This is a genomic window from Acinetobacter sp. YH12040 (genome assembly GCF_013420005.1).
Lineage (GTDB): Bacteria > Pseudomonadota > Gammaproteobacteria > Pseudomonadales > Moraxellaceae > Acinetobacter > Acinetobacter amyesii.
In genome coordinates, this window is the sequence record NZ_VOZB01000004.1 from 142564 (window position 1) to 164348 (window position 21785).

16 protein-coding genes are annotated in these 21785 nt (G+C 41.1%); 10 read left to right on the forward strand and 6 right to left on the reverse strand.

Features of this window, described 5'->3' with window-relative positions; genetic code table 11:
- Nucleotides 1-139: 139 nt before the first annotated feature.
- Entirely contained in the window at nt 140-3628 is a 3489-nt protein-coding gene (locus FTT99_RS05865; protein WP_180078601.1) for a PAS domain-containing hybrid sensor histidine kinase/response regulator, read from the reverse strand.
- Nucleotides 3629-3809: 181 nt separating this feature from the next.
- Here FTT99_RS05865 and FTT99_RS05870 point away from each other — a divergent pair, with 181 nt between their 5' ends.
- Both FTT99_RS05870 and FTT99_RS05875 read left to right on the forward strand, forming a co-directional pair.
- Nucleotides 3810-4142: a DUF485 domain-containing protein gene (locus tag FTT99_RS05870; RefSeq protein ID WP_078193192.1), complete on the forward strand. Its 333-nt coding sequence runs from the start codon at nt 3810-3812 to the stop codon at nt 4140-4142.
- A gap of 1 nt (nt 4143) precedes the next feature.
- Nucleotides 4144-5859 (forward strand): cation acetate symporter, encoded by a 1716-nt coding sequence (locus FTT99_RS05875; RefSeq protein WP_111884487.1) that lies wholly within the window; start codon nt 4144-4146, stop codon nt 5857-5859.
- A gap of 89 nt (nt 5860-5948) precedes the next feature.
- Here FTT99_RS05875 and FTT99_RS05880 read toward each other — a convergent pair whose 3' ends face one another.
- Entirely contained in the window at nt 5949-6323 is a 375-nt protein-coding gene (locus FTT99_RS05880) for a hypothetical protein (protein ID WP_180131154.1), read from the reverse strand.
- A gap of 251 nt (nt 6324-6574) precedes the next feature.
- Here FTT99_RS05880 and FTT99_RS05885 point away from each other — a divergent pair, with 251 nt between their 5' ends.
- Complete coding sequence (locus FTT99_RS05885; protein WP_180008803.1) at nt 6575-7270, forward strand: ion channel; 696 nt, start codon at nt 6575-6577, stop codon at nt 7268-7270.
- 59 nt (nt 7271-7329) lie between these two features.
- Here the strand turns inward: FTT99_RS05885 and omp33-36 are convergent, their stop codons facing one another.
- Complete coding sequence (omp33-36, locus tag FTT99_RS05890) at nt 7330-8205, reverse strand: porin Omp33-36 (protein WP_180131151.1); 876 nt, start codon at nt 8203-8205, stop codon at nt 7330-7332.
- 1096 nt (nt 8206-9301) lie between these two features.
- Here omp33-36 and FTT99_RS05895 point away from each other — a divergent pair.
- Nucleotides 9302-11008 (forward strand): diguanylate cyclase, encoded by a 1707-nt coding sequence (locus FTT99_RS05895; protein ID WP_180130488.1) that lies wholly within the window; start codon nt 9302-9304, stop codon nt 11006-11008.
- A 41-nt stretch (nt 11009-11049) separates the two neighbouring features.
- Here the strand turns inward: FTT99_RS05895 and FTT99_RS05900 are convergent, their stop codons facing one another.
- Nucleotides 11050-11859, reverse strand: coding sequence for a toxin-antitoxin system YwqK family antitoxin (locus FTT99_RS05900; protein ID WP_180130486.1), 810 nt, complete (start codon nt 11857-11859; stop codon nt 11050-11052).
- A gap of 194 nt (nt 11860-12053) precedes the next feature.
- Here FTT99_RS05900 and blaOXA point away from each other — a divergent pair, with 194 nt between their 5' ends.
- Together blaOXA and FTT99_RS05910 are read left to right on the forward strand one after the other, a co-directional pair.
- Complete coding sequence (gene blaOXA / locus FTT99_RS05905; protein WP_257227491.1) at nt 12054-12905, forward strand: class D beta-lactamase; 852 nt, start codon at nt 12054-12056, stop codon at nt 12903-12905.
- Nucleotides 12906-13184: 279 nt separating this feature from the next.
- Complete coding sequence (locus FTT99_RS05910) at nt 13185-14810, forward strand: P-loop NTPase fold protein (RefSeq protein ID WP_180130484.1); 1626 nt, start codon at nt 13185-13187, stop codon at nt 14808-14810.
- Between the two features lie 29 nt (nt 14811-14839).
- Here FTT99_RS05910 and uvrA read toward each other — a convergent pair whose 3' ends face one another.
- The gene (gene uvrA / locus FTT99_RS05915) at nt 14840-17671 is read right to left on the reverse strand and encodes an excinuclease ABC subunit UvrA (protein ID WP_180130482.1); all 2832 of its coding nucleotides are present in this window, start codon (nt 17669-17671) and stop codon (nt 14840-14842) included.
- Between the two features lie 179 nt (nt 17672-17850).
- Here uvrA and FTT99_RS05920 point away from each other — a divergent pair, with 179 nt between their 5' ends.
- From FTT99_RS05920 to FTT99_RS05930, 3 genes are all read left to right on the forward strand, one after another.
- On the forward strand, nt 17851-18234 hold the full coding sequence (locus FTT99_RS05920; RefSeq protein ID WP_180127372.1) for a hypothetical protein: 384 nt from the start codon (nt 17851-17853) through the stop codon (nt 18232-18234).
- Between the two features lie 134 nt (nt 18235-18368).
- Nucleotides 18369-18707, forward strand: a complete 339-nt coding sequence (locus FTT99_RS05925) for a GlpM family protein (protein ID WP_180121009.1) — start codon at nt 18369-18371, stop codon at nt 18705-18707.
- 189 nt (nt 18708-18896) lie between these two features.
- Complete coding sequence (locus FTT99_RS05930) at nt 18897-19619, forward strand: hypothetical protein (protein ID WP_180130480.1); 723 nt, start codon at nt 18897-18899, stop codon at nt 19617-19619.
- 111 nt (nt 19620-19730) lie between these two features.
- On the opposite strand, the gene tenA is transcribed toward FTT99_RS05930, so the two are convergent.
- The gene (gene tenA, locus FTT99_RS05935) at nt 19731-20396 is read right to left on the reverse strand and encodes a thiaminase II (RefSeq protein WP_078193179.1); all 666 of its coding nucleotides are present in this window, start codon (nt 20394-20396) and stop codon (nt 19731-19733) included.
- Between the two features lie 207 nt (nt 20397-20603).
- Here tenA and FTT99_RS05940 point away from each other — a divergent pair, with 207 nt between their 5' ends.
- The gene (locus tag FTT99_RS05940; RefSeq protein WP_180035454.1) at nt 20604-21689 is read left to right on the forward strand and encodes a DUF475 domain-containing protein; all 1086 of its coding nucleotides are present in this window, start codon (nt 20604-20606) and stop codon (nt 21687-21689) included.
- The last annotated feature ends 96 nt before the right edge of the window (nt 21690-21785 follow it).

Consider the following 21785-nt stretch of genomic DNA (forward strand, 5'->3'; position numbering starts at 1 on the left):
GGGCTATTTTGAATGATCTTGCCGCTGAGACAAATTTTTTTGCCAGTTAGGTAAGTTTAAGTAAAAGTAAGGTAAACAAAAGCCCATTTCATGTGAATGAAATGGGCTATTTTTCACAGAGAGATGTCCTGTAACAGCGCTACTGATTTGAAATCTTCAAACCAGATAACCATGAACGGAGTGAAGCCGGTTTCAACGGTTTTTTCAGTAAGACGATGTTTAACTCTTTTAGACGTTGCGGTAGTTCAGGATCAGAATCTGCGGTAATCAGCGCCACAGGGACATTTTCCTGACGGTTATCTAAAATAAAGTCGAGACCGATCTTATTATTATTTAAGTGTTGGTCAACCAACCAAACTTGAATATTTTCTTGTTGAATTAACTCCATGGCCTGTTCAGGTTCAGTGGCCTTAAAGACTTGATAGCCCCATTTGGTCAGTAAGGTCGACATACCTTCTAAAATCGTGTCATCATTGTCTAAGCACAGAATCTTATAGGCTTTGGTTTTCAGCGGAACGGCTTGAGTCGGTGCAGCGACCACTTTTGGCGCAGCGACTACAGGGACTTCAATCATAAAGCATGAACCATGACCAAGTTCTGAGAACACATGCACAGGATAGTCGAGTAGGCTGGTCATCCTTTGCACGATGGCTAAACCTAAACCTAGACCCTGTTCGCCCCAAGGAGAGGTGTGTCCACAGCGTTCGAACTCTTGGAACAACTTAATGCGCTGTTCTTCCGCGATCCCAGGACCTGTATCCCAAACGCCAATACGAATATGCCCCGGACGTGCTGAACGTAGCACACCCACCACAACACGACCACGCGCTGTATAGCGTAGGGCATTGCTGACGAAGTTTTGAATAATACGACGAATCCACTGTGGGTCGGTGTCAATCCAGAACTGAGCATCATGTACGGTCAGTTTGATATTACGCTGTGCTGCAATCGATTTAAATTGCAGTTCAAGATCGCTGAGTAAGTCATGTAGTGGATAAGGCTGACGTTTCGGTTGGATCGTTCCGCCTTCGAGTCGAGCAATGTCCAAGAGGGCAGAGAGCATACTTTCCGCACCATGCAGCGCACGATCAAGTTGCTGAAGCGTTTTACGATCATCGTCATTTTGTACGCTTTGCTCGAGGGCGGTACTAAACAGACGCGCAGCATGCATCGGTTGCAATAAGTCATGGCTTGCAGCAGCAATAAAGCGGCTTTTCGACATATTGGCTTTATCGGCTTGCTCACGTGCCAATTGTTGTTCAGACAGGGCATCTGCCAACTGTTGGGTACGATCTTGCACACGCCCTTCAAGCAAGGCTTCATTTTCACGGAATGCGGTAATATCGGCAAAGGTCGTGACGAAACCACCGCCTTCGATTGGGTTGCCGCGCATCTGAATTACACGACCATCTTTACGAATTCGTTCAAATTCGTGTGCGCTGCCGACTTGCATCCAATGCATGCGTTTACGCACATGTTCTTCGACTGAACCGGGACCACATTCGCCGCGTTCAGCGTTATAACGAATCAAGTCTGAAATTGGGCAACCGACATAGACAATGTCTTTTGGATAATCAAACAGTTTGAGGTATTGATTGTTCCATGCCACCAAACACATATTTTCATCAACCACGGACACACCTTGAGTCATATGGTCGATCATGGTCATGATCAGGTTTTGGTTAAAGCGCTGCCACTGTGAGGCTTGGTCAAGAATATTGGCGACCTGACCGAGTGCTAAACCATTATTAACCATGGCTGTGGTGAGTAAGGTACGGGCAGATGCCGCACCGATGGTGCCTGCAAGATACTGTTCGGTAAAACGCCACCACATGCCGTTGGCGCTGCTATTTTCATTTAAAACGACATTGTTTTGTGCGCAGAACTGGTTGAAGGCACGCATGGTTGGACCTTCACCGGTAATACGTTTTGCCAAGGTAATCAAATCACCTACTTTTAGACGCGCCACATCATGGTGAATATAGCTGATGTCGTTTGATGTACTTTGAGCAGGGAGCGGCTTGGTTTCATAATAAAAGAAACTTTCGGCCTGAATTTGCTCGGCAACACTTGGACGGAAGACGCGGGAAATCCAAATATAGAGGGTGATATTTAAACCGAGTGCCCAAACTACGCCATGGGTAAGTGGATCGAAAGATTCAAACCCTAAAAGTGCTTCAGGACGTAACCAACTCAAGCCTAGCGGACCCTGACTTAAAAGATTTTCGGTAAATGTTTTAAATTGTTCAGGTAAGCTACGCAATACGGTTGGTAATAACAGGGTATAAGCCCACATGCCAAAACCGACCAACAGACCCGCATATACGCCTTGTTTACTTCCGCCACGCCAATACAAACCACCAATTAGCGCCGGTGCAAACTGAGCCACAGCACTGAAGGCCAATAGGCCAAATACCGATAATTGGTCAATGTCATTGAAGAAATGGAAGAACAAGAAGCCCAATAACATGACCGCTAAAATACACACACGACGAGTGAATTTCAGTACGAGTGGTAGGCGTTTGTCATGACGTGACAATAAGCGTGTACGCCACAGTGCAGGCATGATCAAGTCATTACTGAGCATAATCGACAAGGCCACTGACGATACCAACAGCATGCCTGTCGAAGCAGAAAAACCACCGAGAAAGGCAAGTAAAGTCAACCAGTCTTGGTTATAACTTAAAGGCAGTGAGAGCACAGCAACATCGGGGATTGCCAAGTAGGCAGGTGCTGCATGCAGCGCCCAACTGGCAATCGGGATGATCGCGATAATGGTTAAAATCAGATAAATGGCAAACCAACGACGAGCACCACGAATATGCTTTTCATCTCGCAGTTCAACCACCGCGACATGGAACTGACGTGGTAGACAAATAATCGCTAAAGCAGCCAATAATGTTTGAATCCAAAAGCTTTCTGGCACACCTTTGAGCTGGACATCTTTAAATGTACTGCTAATATCATGGCTGATTTGCGCCATGTTTTCAGGTGATTCAAAAACAAAGAAAAATGCGACTGCAAGTAGTGCAAACAGCTTGACGAAAGACTCAAATGCCACAGCCAACATTAAGCCGCCGTGCTGTTCAGTATTGGCAATCTGTCGTGTCCCAAACATCATCGCCAAAATCGCCAATACACCGGTCAAAAACAGCACACTATTGGTGGTACCTGTCAGACCAGCGGTCGGTTCTAAAATGACTGTTGCACTTAAGGCAATCGCACGTAGCTGCAAGGCTAAATAGGGAATAATGGCAATTACGGCAAGGATCGTGACCAGTGATGCTAAGGGGCCACTTTTACCATATCGTGCTGCTACAAAGTCGGCAATCGATGAAATGGCATGATGCTGACGGACACGCCCTAAACGTCGCCAAATATCATAGCCGAGCGCAACAAATAGCAGTGGCCCCAGATAGATTGGCAGGAAAATAATGCCCTCACGAACGGCGGCACCTGTTGCGCCATAAAATGTCCAAGATGAACAGTAAACCCCTAAAGTTAGGCTAAAGAGAAGCATTCTGCCGCGAGTACTGAGCCTGCTGGCATGCTTTTCACCAAAGAATGCACATACAAAGAGTAATGCGATGTAAAGGGCTAATACCCCGACGATAAGCCAACTATTCATAAAGCCTGCAGCATATTAATTCTCGCTTAATGATAACGCATCCATAGGCTTAGGGAGGTTATTGCTCAAAATTTAACGACCAAAGTCTAAATTACAAGAGATAAGGAACATTGGTAAGTTTAGCTTCGAAATAATTCGAATTAGAAAATTGCGCGCCAAGGTTCGGCGTAAGGAGAATATTATGGATGAGAGACAGGTAGAACAAATTCTACAGAATCCAAAATTTAAGGAAATGGTCAGCCGTAAAAGTAAGTTGAGCTGGACTTTGACGATCATCATGTTGGTGGTCTATGTCGGCTTTATGCTCCTTGTGGGCTATAACAAAGAGTTCTTGATGCAATCCGTGAGTGGTGGTGTGACCACGATTGGTATGCCATTAGGTCTAAGCATTATCGTATTGTCATTCTTACTGTGTGGTGTTTATTCGTATATTGCAAACAACAAGTTGGATGCATTAAACGCAGAAGCAATGCGTGAAGTAGAAGCAATTACTCAAGAAAAAGGACCGCACTAAGATGAAATGGAATTCATTGAAAGCAATAGTATTAGCGGCTCCTGCTCTGCTCATGTCAAGCATGGCAATGGCTGGACCAGATTTAGGTGAAGCACAGCAACAAGCGACCAACTGGCATGCGATTATCATGTTCGCAATTTTTGTTGGCTTGACTTTGTTTATTACCAAATGGGCAGCGAAGCAAACCACTAACACTGCAGACTTCTATACTGCCGGTGGTGGTATTTCGGGTTTCCAAAATGGTTTAGCGATTGCCGGTGACTACATGTCAGCAGCATCGTTTCTCGGTATTTCCGCAATGGTATTCAGTTCAGGCTTTGACGGCTTGCTGTATTCATTGGGCTTTATGGTGGGTTGGCCAATCGTATTGTTCTTAGTGGCTGAGCGTCTGCGTAACTTAGGTAAGTTTAACTTATCTGACGTGGTGTCATTCCGTCTAGCTGAAAAACCTGTCCGTACCCTTGCAGCAGTAAGCTCACTTGTGGTTGTAGCGTTCTACCTGATTGCACAGATGGTGGGTGCAGGTCAATTGATTAAACTACTATTCGGTTTGAACTACAACATTGCGGTTGTGATCGTTGGTCTACTGATGATGGCTTATGTAATCTTCGGTGGTATGTTGGCAACAACTTGGGTACAGATCATTAAAGCAGTGATGCTACTTTCTGGCGCAAGCTTCATGGCATTCATGGTCATGAAAGGCGTGGGCTTCAGCTTCTCTGAAATGTTCACTCAATCGATCCAAGTTTTCTCTAAAGTACATGACGTATCTTTAGCTGAAGCTGCAAACATTATGGGTCCAGGTAAACTTGCAGCCAACCCAATTGATGCGATCTCTCTAGGTCTTGCATTGATGTTCGGTACAGCAGGTCTTCCACACATTTTGATGCGTTTCTTTACTGTAAAAGATGCAAAAGAAGCACGTAAATCAGTAGTTGTTGCTACAGGTTTTATTGGTTACTTCTACCTTTTAACTTTCATCATCGGTTTTGGTGCGATCCTTTATGTATCGAACAACCCACAATTTCTTGATGTAGCGAAAATGGCGGTAACTGGCAAGTTAGAACTTGTTGGTGGTAACAACATGGCAGCGGTTCACTTGTCTGATGCATTGGGCGGTGACTTGTTCATGGGCTTTATTTCAGCGGTAGCATTCGCAACGATTCTTGCAGTAGTTGCAGGTCTAACATTGTCTGGTGCTTCAGCAATTTCACATGACTTGTATGCAAACGTATTCAAGAAAGGTCAAACTACACCTGAATCTGAACTTCGTATGTCTAAAATCGCGACTTTAGGTCTTGCGATCTTCGCAATGATTTTAGGTATCTTGTTCGAGAAACAAAACGTTGCATTCATGGTAGGTCTTGCATTCTCTGTAGCAGCGTGTGCAAACTTCCCAGTGCTTGTATTGTCGATGTTCTGGAAAGGTTTAACGACGCGTGGTGCGGTGATTGGTGGTGTGGTTGGTCTAGCAACTGCCGTGATTCTAATTGTATTGTCTAAAGCAGTTTGGGTAGATACATTCGCAATCTCTGAAACACCAATTAACCCATTCAATGGTCCTGCTATCTTTGCAATGCCATTGGCATTCATCTGCTGCTGGTTGTTCTCTGTAACTGATAATTCAGCACAAGCACAAGCTGAGCGTAAAGCATTCGATGCACAGTATGTACGTTCACAAACTGGTATTGGTATCTCTGGTGCTTCAGATCACTAATCTGAATCGCCTAAAAAGCCCCTAATAAGGGGCTTTTTTTATATTTGAGCGAATGATATGAAACAGAGGTTTGTAGACAAATCTCTGTCCTATTTGCGTGTATAATTTTCTCCATTGATCGACATTTTCCAATGGCCTTGATCATCTTGATAAGGCGAGCGCTGAATGGTGAATTGTTGAGAGAAATCATCCTGACCGATGCTAAAGCTCTGATCACCAAAACTGCTCAAATGGGCTTTTATTCGCGACTGTTCAGCACCACTGAAGGTTTGGTTGGCAATACTTTTTTCAGTATGTTCTTGATGGTAATACGTCACTTCGCCCGACGATTTGATCACTAAATCACTGTGGTTGTTTTGCCAAGTCCCCACATAATTTTCATGGCCTTTGAGGAGCGGACTGTTTTGTGTACAGGCAGAGAGCATGAGCAGACAGAGGGGTGCAAATACGAGATGTTTTTTCATAATGAAATCTACCACGCAGGAGATTCCTTTGAATATGTGCCTGAAAACTGAAACTTACAGTAGTTTTTTTGAACCTCTTTGGTAATAAGAAACCCAGCTAGAACAGTGCTCATATGGATGCTTTTTCAGATTAAGATCAACAAATTTTTGCATTAAAAAAAACTCACTTCGTGCTAATTTAAAATCAATCAGTTGATGATGCTTCAGATCGATCATTTCAGCGCATGAAAAAAATATAGAGATTGAAAATAATGCAAGGTTTTGTAGATTTTTGGAAAAGCTTTAGACTTTTACCCTCAGCATGGCTGTTACTGGTGCAGTTTCTGATCTTGGTTTTAACCGCGATTACCCGAGAAAGTCTGTCTTTTCGTGCGCTAATTTGGGTACTTGGGGTGTCGGTACTATTGATCATTGCCAAAGTGATTCGCCAAACTCCAATGTTTACGATTCTAGGACTGAGTTTTGTTGGCTGCGCCGTATTGTTTTCTACTTTGATTATGCTCGGTGTAAATCATCCCAATATTCAAATTATTGCGCATGGTTTTGAAGCATGCGCATATTTTAGTGCAGCCTATGGCTTATTACGCTATATGTTTGCCGATCGTTATTTAACCAAAGATGAACTTTTTGCAGCAGGGGCAGTATTTACCCTCATCGCATGGGGTTTTGCTTTTCTCTATAGTATTTGTCAGCTGATTTATCCGGATAGTTTTGTAAATCCTGCAGAGCCGGGTATGCAGTCGTGGTTAGATTTATTATTTTTAAGTTTTAGTTTGCAGTCTGCCACGGGTTTGTCAGATCTCATGCCAGTGAGCGCGCCTGCACGGGTGTTGGCTATGCTTCAAATGTTTTGTGGAGTGATGTATTTGGCTCTCATCGTTTCACGCTTAATTGCTTTGCAATATATTGCCCATTTACCGGAACGCCATGAACCCAAAGACAAATAATGGCAGAATAAAAAAAGGACGCAAATGCGTCCTTTTTGGTATTCAGTATCTAATATGAATTAGAAACGGAATTTAGCGTTTACGCCAACAGTTTGAGTGTCAAGCGCAACTTCTTCAGCATTAGCATTTACATAGCTAGCACCAACTGCAACAGCAGGAGTGATGAAGTAGTTTACGTTCGCGCCCCAAGCTGAGTCTGGAGTACCAGCAAAGCTAGATTCAGCGTAAGAAGCACCAACGCTTAATTTAGGGGTTACGAAAAGATCAGTTTTGAATTGGTAAGCAGTGTCATCACCGTAGATGATGCCTGATTCGAAACCAATTGCCATGTTAGTGTCGTCGATTGCGCCAACATATTTAGCACGTGCAGTGATTGCGTCTTGGTCTTGATCGATAGTCGCAGCTTCAGCAACAGCTTTAGCAACACCATTACCCATAACGTTGAACGCGTCAACAGCAGCTTGGTCAGCAACGCTAGTGTAACCAACAGCAACTAAGAAGTTTTGAGTTGGAAGCGCACCAACTTCTAATGCATAACGGTCGCCGTTGTCATCAGTGTTGTTTGCATTTTTGCTGTCAAGGATAGTGTGGCTGTAAGACGCGCTTGCATATACAGGAACAACTTTAGTTGGAACATAAGCTTCAGCTTTAGCACCAAAGTTATGAGCAACTACGTCAACACCTTGTGAACCAACTTCACCGTAGTTGTAAGCAACAGATACGTTAGAAGCTTGGTTTAAGAATGCAGCTTCTGCTAAAGGACCTTTTGTAGAGTCAACATTTTTGAAGTAGTAAGTACCTTGAACACCACCAATGAAATCTTTGTCATTTGCAGTTGTGTCGATATATTCTGCTTGGCCTTGAACTTCAAATTGGTAAGCTTGAGCACCGGTCATGGCTAATAATAAAGCAGTGGCTAAACCGAGTTTTTTCATGATTTTCTACCAGTTGTTACAAATGGATTAAACATTGAGCATTGTATTGTAACAATATATTAAGTCAATGATCCTAAAGGTTATTATTCAGTCTCTGACTCAGATCTTTATTTCATAATAAGAAATTCAGTTTTTACTCTAACTAATAAGTCACTGAAAAAAAATCATTGAGAACAATTAAGTAAGTTTGATTAAATTCTTAATTAAAAAAATACACTTGAAAAAATACACAACTTTTCAATCTAAAATAACAATTATTATTGTTATTTTAATTCAAAATAACATTTATTGTAGTGGGTAAATTCTAACGCTTTTCACGCATTTGAGGTAATAAATCGGGACTTTGACTGTTGAATTGTTGGGCTAAAACCACTTATTTGTATATTAAATAGACATTTTTGTTTTAAGTTTGAGGGATATGTCACTTAAATATGTGTCTTTGTGATATTTTTAATATCCTAGTGAAATACTTGGCTTTACATCAGGTTTTATTTGATTCATAATTTGCCAATCGAGTCGTCACACGGTTTAAAAGTGTGACTTTGACCCTGATTCTCCATTATTGTTTTTTATTCGCCCAGCTTTCCCCAAGGTTGGGCTTTTTTTTATTCAAAAATGCAAATTTATATTAAAGATAAAATATAGAGCAAATATCTCGTAGAAATAAATGCACTTTTATGGTGCGTTAATAATTCTATTTATCTTTCAATTAAAGTGATATAGACAAAAAAAATCCTGATTTTCAAGGAAAATCAGGATTTTTTAGCCAAAATTTTCGGGAAACTAAAATATTCTGCTGAGGAAGAAATCTAGTGTGCCCTAATACGGTGCATTCTGCACCAATTTATTGCAATTGTAAATATTTATTTAAACAAGTTAATAAAAAATATTTCGCTTTAAAATATGCTGCTGTTTTTTAGCAAATTATCTCGTTCTAAAGTGATAAAAATGTGACAGACTAAGCACATTTATATAGAATTTAGAGCTATAAATGTTCACTTTACAAATTAATAAATTATTGGTCATTAATTTAAATATTCCCGCGTTTAGTTGAGAAGTGGGTTGGGGTATGCAACAAGTGTGGGGCATAAAATAGATGGAAACATTACGAACAGAGCATATTAGTAAGCGCTTGCAACTTGCGATGCTAGTAATCGTCTTGTCCATCGTATTTATCAGTGTTCCATTGATTGTGAGCAGCAATCAACATTACCTCAAAAGTGCCGAAGCGCTGAAAGAAATTCAGATGCTGAAAATGGTGGCAGATTTAACCAACCAAATTTCCCGTGAACGTGCGCCAGCTAACAGTGCAATGTCGAGTCAAGGTGAACAGCGCGAGCAAAAAATTATTGAGTTGGCTGAATATCGTCAAGGCGTTGATCGGCAATATCAAGATACACTGAAAGTTTTAAAAGAAACGGGCTTTGCACCGATCGCCCAGCAGTTAGAGTCCAATTTATATCCATATTTGTTGCAGGGTCGCAAAACGGTCGATCAATATATTGCGCTGCCGACACAACAACGTGAAGCTAAAAAATTGGATCATGCCATTTTGGCGATGTTCCAAGCTTGGGATCAAAGCTATATTGCCATGCAGAAATTGGTCAATCATTCTCATGGTAAAGATACTCGTGTATCGAATTATTACACGCTGATTTTATTACTGGCAGAATTACGTGATCAGGCGGGAAGAGTCGCATCAAATATTATGGCTGCGGTATCATTTCAACAGGAAATTCCAGAGCAAAATTTAGCGCGGAGTTTACAAACCCAGCGTCAAACACGCTATCTATGGGAATTGATCAATGTCGTGCAGTCTGAACATGACAAAACTCCCGAGTTTAAACAGTTACATCATGCGGTACGGACGGAATTTTTAGATAAAGGTTTGCCAATTATTGATGGTTTGACTCAAAAAAGTCTTCAACATCAGCGTTATCACATGGATGGCACCCAGCTCACTGATGCAATGGTCAATAAATTTGTCACAGTAGTGGAATTGCAAAGTTATATTTTAGATTACAGTCTCAAAGTAGCTGCGGATGAACAACGTGAAGCGCGAAATAAATTGATTTTCACGCTTTTTGTCTCGCTCGTGTCATTACTGACTGCATTATTAACGATGTTCTATGCCAAGAAATGGGTGTTTGAACCTTTAATTCGTGCTCGTAATCAGTTATTTAAACTGGCTCGGCACCGACAAATGGATCAAGGCGTGATTGAACCTGCCAAAGTAGGTTATCTCAGTTTATTTGATGCCATTCAGCATATTGAAAACATGTTGGAACAGCGTGATGCCTTTGAATTTCAGCTTAAACATATTGCCAATACTGACTCACTCACCAATGTCGCCAATCGTTTTGCCTTAGATGAATATATTAAATTTCGCGACAGCCAAAATTCAGGCTTTTTACATACAGCGCTGATCGTGATTGATATTGATCACTTTAAACAGGTGAATGATCGCTATGGGCATATTGTCGGCGATTTGGTGATTCAACATGTTGCCAATCAATTACGAAAACATATTCGTTCATCCGACTTGGTGGTGCGATATGGTGGAGATGAGTTTTTAGTCCTGATCGAGGGGATTAATATGCTCAAAGCCCAAAACATTGCCGAAACTATACGGCACGATATTCAGAATGTGAATTTTAATTTGGCAGAGGACGAAGCCGATCTCATTGTGACGGTGAGTATTGGTGTGGCAGTGGGGGCCGAAAACTGGATCGATTTATTAGAGCGAGCAGACCAAGCATTATTTAAAGCCAAAGCTGCGGGGCGTGATCGTGTTTCAGTCTAAACGCAGCTTGGCAGATTCATAAAGTTAGCCAGACAAATGAATTAATCTTCATCTTTATATAATTTATTGCAGGCTTGTTGGTTCATTTGACTACCATCTACATTCCAACACTGGGCTTGGGTAATTTTGCCTAAATCGTACTGAAGCACCGCTTCAGGTTGCCCATTGTCATACCAAATTTTATAACTGTTATGACGAACGCCATTACGATAATAACCTTGGCGTTCTAGTTTGCCGTTTTCAAACCACATTTTCAGCTCGCCAATCAATTTATTGTTTTGAAAATTGGCATAGGTCCACGGTTTACCATCGCTATACCAGCGTTGGCGCAGACCATGCTCGATACCATTTTTATAATTTTGAGAAAAAGCCAGTTGCCCATTCGGATGCCAAATTTTGTAATCCCCCTGAGATTCACCATTGATGATGCTACTTTCTTGCTCTTTTATCCCATTAGCAAACCAAAACTCGAGTTTGCCTTCGTACTCCCCATTTTTATAGGCAATGCGGCTACGGGATTTGCCGTTGGGGAAGAAACTTTCAAATACGCCTGAGCCTTGAATACCATCTGGAAAGTGAATGAGATGTTCACATTCACCATTTTTAATTTTGCTGTTGCTCAGAAAGATGGTGGTCAGGGCATTGCCATTGGCATAGACATATTGATTTTCAAAGATTCCTTTGTGTTGAGTCGGGGTACTGAGGGCTTTACATTGCGGCTTATCTTTCCATGGGCTAAGATCGGGGTCTTCTTGTGAGACAAACAGCACCATGTATTCGTTTAGATAGCCATTGGCAAAGCTATATATTGGACATAATAAGAGGCTGAAACTTAAGATAAATTTATTCATTGTTAGTATGCTTTTATATTTAAAAAATTATTCGTTGTTGAGTCCACGATAGGCGTCATCATAAGGATGTTTTGTTTAAAAATAAATAGTCGATATGCTAAGTTTGCAACAGATACAAGACTGTTGAAAAGTACACAATTCAGGTTTGAACTTCATCTTATACTGTGGACTTTAAACGCCATAAAAATAGTGCAATGAAAAAAATATATCTATCGTTGATGACTGTCCTGAGTTTGTCAGCATGTACAACAAATGAAGGCATGTTGGATTCATCTCAACACTTAAAACAAACGGCTCAAGCCAATTTAGTAAATTCACGGGTGAGAGAGATTACGTCTTTATTTAATCAAGCACAGACACAGGCGGTATTTGTCACATTTGATGGTCAGCGTTTGAGCCATTATGGCAATGACTTACAGCGCGCCCACACCGAATACATTCCCGCATCTACTTTTAAAATGTTAAATGCATTAATTGGTTTGCAGCATCAGAAGGCGACAGCCAATGAAGTTTTTAAATGGAAAGGTGAAAAACGTGCTTTCCCCTCATGGGAAAAAGACCTGACTTTGGGTGAAGCCATGCAAGCATCTGCAGTTCCTGTATATCAGGAACTGGCAAGGCGAATAGGTTTGGCGTTAATGCAACAAGAAGTCAAACGGGTCGGTTTTGGCAATGCCAATATTGGCAAACAGGTGGATAATTTTTGGTTGGTTGGGCCGTTAAAGATTACGCCTGAACAAGAAGTCAAATTTGCGTATCAGCTTGCGACAGAGAAATTACCGTTTGATGTCGCGGTACAAAAGCAAGTCAAAGATATGCTTTATATTGAAAGCCGTGGGGATGCGAAGTTATATGCCAAGAGTGGTTGGGGTATGGATGTAGAGCCGCAAGTTGGGTGGTATACCGGTTGGGTAGATGATGGTCATGGCAAGATCACGGCGTTTAGTTTGAATTTGCAGATGGCTGCAGGGGATGATGTGGCGGAGCGTAAGCAGTTGACGTTGGATGTGTTGGATAAGTTGGGTGTGTTTCATTATTTACGTTAATTTTTTGAATTTTGAATTTTGAATTTTGAATTTTGAATTTTGAATTTTGAATTTTGAATTTTGAATTGGCACGTCCTCGCTTTGCATTAGGTTTTAGCTTCCATTGCGTAGGATTTATCTTACTTTTGAAAGCACAAAAGTAAGCAAAATGCTTTTGTTTGACTGAGGGCACATCCGTGCTGCCCCAGTCAAACAGGCGACATTCATTTCGCCATCATGTGATTGAATTTATGGTTTTTTGTAGATATAAAGGATACAAGTTATTAATATTTCAAGAAAATGAACCAGTCTCAAGAACAACGTTTAGAAGAAATTTTTAGAACAAATAATAATAATGGGATCGCAATTGCGATTACAGGTTGTTGGGGAGTAGGTAAAACTTTCTTTTGGAATAAGTTTCGAGAGAATTATAAATTTAAAAATAAATACATATATGTTTCATTATTTGGTTTAGAGTCATTAAGTGATTTAAAAACCCATATTTATAGCAATATAGAAAATAATCATTCAGCAATTGAAATACCTAGATGGATTAGAGGCTTACCATCAATTTTGAAAGATACGAAAATTTCACAATTTGGTATTAGTGCCTCGGCCAAAGTTTTTGATAGTTTGATGTTCAATCAAGTTAAAGATGCTGTTATTTGCTTCGATGATTTTGAGCGTATGTCGAATAAGCTTGATATAAAAGATGTTATGGGCTTAGCGAATCAACTTAAATTGGAAAAGAATTGTCAGGTCATTTTAATTTTAGATGAGTCAAAAACTGAAGAGAAGAACAAAGAAAAATATGCTGAATATAAAGAAAAATTGATAGATGAAACTATAAAAATTACGTCTGTTGAGTCTTTGATTCGTGCTAATACAAAAGATATAGATGCCCCTTTGGTTGAATTGATGGTGAAATTTGCAGATGAGTTGGAAATTCATAATTTTAGATTTTTTCAAAAAGTAATAAAACTGTATAAGCATTTTCTAGAACAACTACATGAAGAAGTTGCAACTACAACGAAAGAGATAATTTTAGTTCGAATTTTACAGGGGTATTTGATCGATGATTTTCCAAAGTTTGAATTTGAATGGGGTGACTCAAAATATATTAGTGAAAAGAGTAGGGATGATTGGAGTGAGGTAAGAAAAACAACTTATGAAGCATTAAAAAGAGTATCTTATTTATTTACAAAATCTGATCTTTGGTTGGAAAAGTTTATTAATGAGTTTCAACAGACTGAAAGATTTAATAGTAACTCTGTGAGGGAGTTAGTTTCTTCTGATCTAATTGCAGAAAATAAATTAATTATGCAGAATCAATTTATGGAGCTTTATCAGGAGCTATGGAATTGCACGGCTGATGAAACCTTTATACAAAGATTTTTTGACTCAAGTAAACAGAATATTGGATTACAGGGTTTGGGAAATTTAGATTTTGCTATAACTATTTTAGAAAATCTAGGGGCTATTGATAAGTCTAAAGAATTGGAGATACTGATAAAAGAATGGATTGCTCAACAGCTAAAACAGGATAGAAAAGCATTTAGAGGGATAAATGCTCTTGGACAAGGTGAGCATCGGTTTAGGAATTATATAGAAGATTTTTTTGAAAAAAATCCATTTGTTGGATTACCGTCTACCAAGGATTCGATATTCGCTTTGTTTGTTTTGCAACAGTATTCTGAAGAGCATGAAAGTGTGATAAAGCACTTAAATAAAGAAGACTTGAAGCAATTTATTGAAATAGATTATTTTAAAGATGATAGATTTTCAAATATACCTATAATGGCTTTGGTTGAAAAATTCCATTTAAACCTAAAGGTTCTTTTTAAAGAAATTTTAGAAGATAAAAAAGGATCATCTGTCTTTAGCGACAATTATTTAAAATTTTTAATTTCACGAGTAGACAAATAAAAAAAGGGCTCTTATAAGCCCTTTCTAAATTATTTCAACATCGGCTTTAAAAATTTCGCTGTATGCGATACTTTATTCTTAGCTACCTGCTCAGGTGTACCTTCGGCAATAATCATACCGCCACCTGCACCACCTTCAGGGCCTAAGTCCACAATCCAATCGGCAGTTTTAATCACATCCAAATTATGCTCAATCACCACGATGGTATTGCCCTTATTACGTAGTTCATGCAGGATGTCGAGCAATTTGGCAATATCATGGAAGTGTAGACCAGTTGTTGGTTCATCAAGCACATACAAGGTTTTGCCTGTATCGCGCTTCGCCAACTCACGTGCCAATTTCACACGCTGCGCTTCACCACCAGAAAGTGTGGTTGCAGATTGACCTAAACGGATATAACCCAAGCCAACTTGGTTCAAGGTTTCCAAACGACGGTGGATCACAGGAATAGCGTCAAAGAAATGCATTGCATCTTCAACCGTCATTTCTAAGACATCTGAAATGTTACGACCTTTATAACCAACTTCTAACGTTTCGCGGTTATAGCGCTTGCCGTGGCAGGCATCACAAGGCACATACATATCAGGTAAGAAGTGCATTGCGACCTTAATCATACCGTCGCCTTCGCAGGCTTCACAGCGACCGCCTTTCACATTAAACGAGAAACGACCTGCAGCATAACCACGTGCTTTAGCTTCAGGGGTTTGCGCAAAAAGTTCACGAATAGGGGTAAACAAACCAGTGTAAGTTGCAGGGTTTGAACGTGGTGTACGACCAATTGGGCTTTGGTCAATATCAACGACTTTATCGAGGAACTGTAAGCCATCAATCGAGTCAAATTTTTCCGCAGTCAGTGTGGTTGCCCCGTTCAATTGAGTTGCTGCAAGCGGCAATAATGTCCGGTTAATCAGGGTCGATTTGCCTGAACCCGACACACCCGTTACACAGGTCATCACACCTAAAGGAATGGTCAGGTCGACATTTTTTAGGTTATGACCCGCAGCGCCCATTAACTTAATTTGCTCTTCAGGTTTTGGCGGTTGTGTGCGTGTTTTCGGCACATCAATACTGAGCTTTCCTGATAGATATTGACCAGTTAATGAATCTGGATTTGCCAAAATTTCATCATACGTCCCTTCGGCAATCACATGACCGCCATGCACACCTGCACCGGGGCCAATATCAATAATATGGTCGGCGGCACGGATCGCATCTTCATCATGTTCTACAACTAATACGGTATTACCTAAGTCACGCAAACGTACTAGGGTTTCCAATAGGCGGTCATTATCACGCTGATGCAAACCAATAGAGGGTTCATCCAGCACGTACATCACGCCCATGAGGCCCGCACCAATTTGTGAAGCCAGACGGATACGCTGTGCTTCACCACCCGACAGTGTTTCTGCCGAGCGCGATAAACTTAAATAATTCAAACCCACAGAGACGAGGAAGTGCAAACGTTCACGGATTTCTTTGAAAATCTTGTCGGCAATTTCGCCTTTAGCACCGCTTAAGTTGAGATCTTGATAATAGCTTTCAGCATCGCCGATCGACATCTTGGTGATTTGCGCGATGGTTTTATCTTTAACTCGGACATGACGTGAAATTTCATTGAGACGTGAGCCACCGCAAGCATCACATGCAGCATTGGATAAATACTGTGCTAAATCCTCACGCACATAGTTCGACTCCGTTTCACGGTAGCGACGCTCTAGGTGAGGTAGAATCCCTTCAAAGGCTTGCACACGTTTGTGCGAACGACCACGTTCATCAATATAACTGAGGTCAACTTTTTCCTTGCCTGTACCATAAAGGAATTTCTTTTTGGTCTCGGCATCCAGTTCATTCCATGGGGTTTCCAAAGAATAGCCAAAATGATCGGCAACTTTTTGGATCATGCTGTAGTAATACGGACGTTGACGGTCCCAACCGCGAATCGCCCCTTGGCTAATCGAAACTTCATTATTAGGAATCAATTTGTCAGCACTAAAATGGCTGCGTGTGCCTAAACCATCACAAACAGGGCATGCACCGAATGGATTATTGAAGGAAAATAGTCGCGGTTCGAGTTCACCTACGGCACGCTCACATTCAGGGCAGGAGTGTTTGGCTGAAAATACGCGGTCTTCTTGTTCGCCTTTCATCCACGACAAAATGGCAATGTCGCCGCCCATGCGTAAAGCCGTTTCAAAACTTTCTGCAATCCGGTTACCAAGATCATCACGTACTTTAAAACGGTCAACGACCACTTCAATGGTGTGCTTTTTCTTTTTGTCTAATTCGGGTGGTGTGTCGATATCAATGACTTCACCATCGACACGGGCACGGACAAAACCCTGACCTTGTAATTGTTCAAATAAGTTGGTGTATTCACCCTTACGGTCACGGACCACAGGGGCAAGCAACATAAGCGCCGTACCTTCTTCTAGACCTTTGACGGTATCAACCATTTCAGACACAGTCTGAGCCACCATCGGGAGATCATGTTCAGGACAATACGGCGTGCCGACACGGGCATAGAGTAGACGTAAATAGTCGTAAATTTCGGTGATTGTTCCCACTGTTGAGCGTGGGTTGTGGCTCGTTGATTTTTGTTCGATGGCAATCGCAGGACTCAAGCCTTCAATCGAGTCAACTTCGGGCTTTTCCATTTGCGAAAGGAATTGGCGTGCATAGGCAGATAAGGACTCAACATAGCGACGTTGACCTTCAGCATACAAGGTATCAAAAGCCAAAGAGGACTTCCCTGAACCAGAAAGACCCGTAATGACCACAAACTTGTCGCGTGGAATATCGAGTGACACATTTTTTAAGTTATGGGTACGTGCGCCTCGAATACGGATATGGCTTTGGCTCATGCAAGGGGTCCTAAAATATTCATCGAAAAACCTATATATGATAGCGCATGAAAAATGTTCAAGTGTAATTTAAACCTAGATTTATGCGTGACTTTGTGAGAAAAATGGCCGAATCAAAATATAGCTGTCTGTGCCGATGCCCTAAAACATCCGCAAATCAGCAATCTAGGACTTTTAACATGAAATGGCAACTTCATCTCAATCCAACATTAGGTGTGATGGGTTTATTGATGTGTAGTGTGTTTTTGAGTGCATGTACCCCGAACCACACACCGAAAGCGCAAAAATATGACAGCTTAGAACAAGCAACTTTGGCGCTGAATACCGAAAGTGAAAAAATTGATCTGTATATTGCGAAATTAGGTCAAGCCAAAACAGAAGCTGAAAAAAAGCAGCTGGCTTGCGAAAAAATTCCTCAACAGTTTGATTTGGTTTTGGCAATTGTTGAAAACAATCAACATCTGATGAGTGCTGAAGATTTAAAAGTTCAAGCGCAGTTTAAGCAAATGGCTGAGCAACAAAAGGCGCGCTTTACATCTAGCCTGTGGTGTAAAGGTGCATAAATATAAAAGCGCTGTGACTGTTTTGAGTTCATCGTTTAAATCTCCTGTGTCATGCGCATAACAATCCATTGGAAAATCTCAGGACTATCGCAGAAAAGGCGTAAAATGCAGTTTTCTCGAAACTATAGAATGCCATGTTGTCCTTATTTCTCAAAAGCTTAATGGGTGCCTTTGTTGTGGTATTAATTGCTTTGCTGTCTAAAAGTAAGGCGTTTTATATTGCAGGTTTGGTTCCATTGTTTCCGACTTTTGCGTTGATTGCTCATGTCATTGTGGCAAATGATCAGGGTGCAGCCGCATTACAAAAAACTGCACTGTTTGGACTCTGGTCTCTCATCCCATATTTCATTTATTTATTGATGGTGTACCTGCTCGCAACACGTGTGAGTTTAACGGCATGTTTGAGTGTAGCAACGTTGAGTTGGGTGCTTGCTGCGGCTGTTTTGATTTATGCATGGCATAGTTTTCAGTAAGCATCAAAAGCCCATATCGATGCTGATTTAGATCAATTTTTTATGGGTTCTAGATCATTTATAAAACTATAGATTTGGCTAAAATTATGATGAATTTCCAATCATTAAATATGTGATTTTGAATGTAAGTATTTGAATAAATAATTATAATTCTGCCAGAATAGAAAATAATCATGATAAGAGCAAATAATGTTAAAACAATTTTGGGTGATCATCTGCCTCATGTTTTTAAGCCAAATCCTGTGGGCTGAAGACAGTCAAATCCTCGCGTTTGAACAGTTTATTGACCCGGTAGCCGAGCAGCGTTATAGCGTGAGCGTGCCTGCGGTCGGGCAAAATGAACAGCTATGGTCTGTGGTCTATATGGTACTGCAAACCAACCAAGTCCCTGACAATACTGTTCTGGACTTTAAAGTCGTTCCGCAAGGTTTATTGTTGAAAAATAATCCTGCACAAAAAACACAAGAGTATGCTTTTGATGGTGTACAGTTGGCACAGAAAAAAGACTATGTACTGTCCCAATTCTCCGATTTGAGTGAACAACTGGAAGATCAAACTGGCAAGAAAGTGCAGGATGTATCAATCTTTGATATTAGTCGTGCCCATGTATATGCCCGCGTAGAAGATTGGGTGCCTGACTATAATGCACAAGCTACTCAACTGAATATTGAACTGGGAAAACTCAATGAAATGCAGGTGAAAGGGCTGTATTTCATTTTAGGCAAAGGTGAAAAGCCCAAAGATTTATTGGCCATTGCTCAACTTGATCCGATGATCAAATCACAATTTCATTCAGAAGAAATGCAGGAACGCAAAGCAGCGCGCAGTGAATTGCGTGAAGCACGTTTGGCGATTTTTTTGGTGATTATCGCGATGGGGATTTTCCTCGGATGGTATCGTTTTAAACGCTAATGCCTGAAATGATCGTGCAGGATCATTTTAAAAAACGAATCCAACCGTATTAAAAAAGGATCTAAAAGCAATTTTAGATCCTTAATTTTTTATACAGTTTAAATCAAAGGTTTATTCTACAGGCCATGTGCGCTGTTGATACGCGCTGTCCCAGAACATCCATTCTAATTTTGCACCGTTCGTATAAGCCGCATGCATTTTTTCACGTGTATCTGCATCGCAGCGAGCCGCCACTCGATCAATAGTTTGAATCACGTTTTGCACAGCAGTATTGAAGTCTTCACCTGAGTAGGTGTCGATCCATGCTTGGTAAGGGTTATTCGGTACAGATTGGCTGACAATGGCTTTGCCGACTTCAGCATAGATCCAAAAGCAAGGCAGGAGTGAGGCAAGGACCACAGGGTAACTTTCTGACCATGCTGTCGCTGTTAGAAATGAAGTGTAATGATGGCAGGCAAGGGTCAGTGGAGTATTTTCAAACTGTTCTTTGCTGATGTTGAAACCTTGCATAAAGTCATTGTGCAGACTTCGTTCCACCACGATGGCAATTTTTGCCGCTTCAGAAAACTGAATCACATCGTCGGCATCAAACGCCTTGGCTGCACACACTGCAAGCGCACGACCATAGGCCAATAAATAATGGGCATCCTGAATGACATAGTGGCAAAAGGCATCGCGGCTTAAGCTGCCCTGAGCCAATTCCTGATTAAACGGTAGATGGAGAATCTGCTGATATAACGCGGTATTACGTTGCCAAACTTCTTCAGAAAAACGCATTGAACATTCCTGTCGTTAAAAATGAAAGACGGGTCTACACCATGATGCGATGTAATTGAGAGCCTCCATCTTAGAGTGTTTATTCAAAATGTAACGAATAATTTTTGGTTTCAATCCTGAAAAGCTGCATAATTGCGCCATAAACTTAGCTTCAAACTGGGTATTCCCTCATTTTGAAATCTTATTGAATGAATAGGTCGATCTATCATGATGAAACATTTTGGTTTCTCAATCGTCTTTACGATCGTGTGTCTTGCCATTTCTGCATATTGGGGTCTGAATCATGGCCCAAATGCAGGTGTGCAAGCCATGCTGACAGCACTGACCATCACTGCAATTTTGGCAGTGATGGAAGTATCATTGTCATTTGATAACGCTGTAGTGAATGCATCGGTACTCCGTGGTTGGGATCATTTCTGGAAAATGATTTTCTTAACCGTCGGGATCGTGATTGCTGTATTCGGTATGCGTTTGATTTTCCCAATCGTCATTGTTGCTGTAACGGCTGACATGGGCGCTATGGAAGTGGTGCAATTGGCATTGAATAATCCAATTGAATACTCTGCAAAATTGATGGCACATCATGCAGAAATTGCGGCCTTTGGTGGTGCTTTCTTATTGTTGGTATTCCTGAACTTCTTCTTAGATGAAGGGAAAGATACCCATTGGTTCCGTTGGCTAGAGCGCCGTTTGGCCAATCTTGCAAACGTTCCTGCGATGTCCGTGTTTATTGCCCTAATTGCGTTATTGGTAATGGCAGCAAACGTGGCCGAAGCCTCTCGTCTAGCGGTAGTGATGGCGGGTATCTGGGGGATCGTGGTGTATATCGGTGTCCAAGTACTGAGTCATTTATTGGGTGGTGAACCTGAAGTTGATGAAAACGGTAATGCGGTTGGACATGACGCAAATGGCGTACCGACAGGCGTGATCAAAGCAGGTTTTGGTGGTTTCCTTTACCTTGAAGTACTCGATGCCTCATTCAGTTTTGATGGTGTGATTGGTGCATTTGCGATTACCTCTGATGTCGTAATCATTATGCTCGGTCTTGCTATTGGTGCTATGTTCGTGCGTTCAATGACCATTTACTTAGTGGATAAAGGCACCTTAGATGCTTATATCTTCCTTGAACATGGTGCGCATTATGCGATTGGTGCTTTGGCCTTCATTATGTTGGCGAGTGGCACAGGTCTTCATGTCCCTGAAGTGGTAACGGGTCTAATTGGTGTGGCATTTATTGTTTGGGCTGTGATTGCCTCAATTCAATATAAAAAGCGTCAAGAAAATCTAGGCTAATTTAAATTTGCCTAAAATCTCCCAAAAAGCGCAGCGTCAGCTGCGCTTTTTATTTGTCCAATCATCAGGATATTTAAAATCAATAAAAATCCTGCT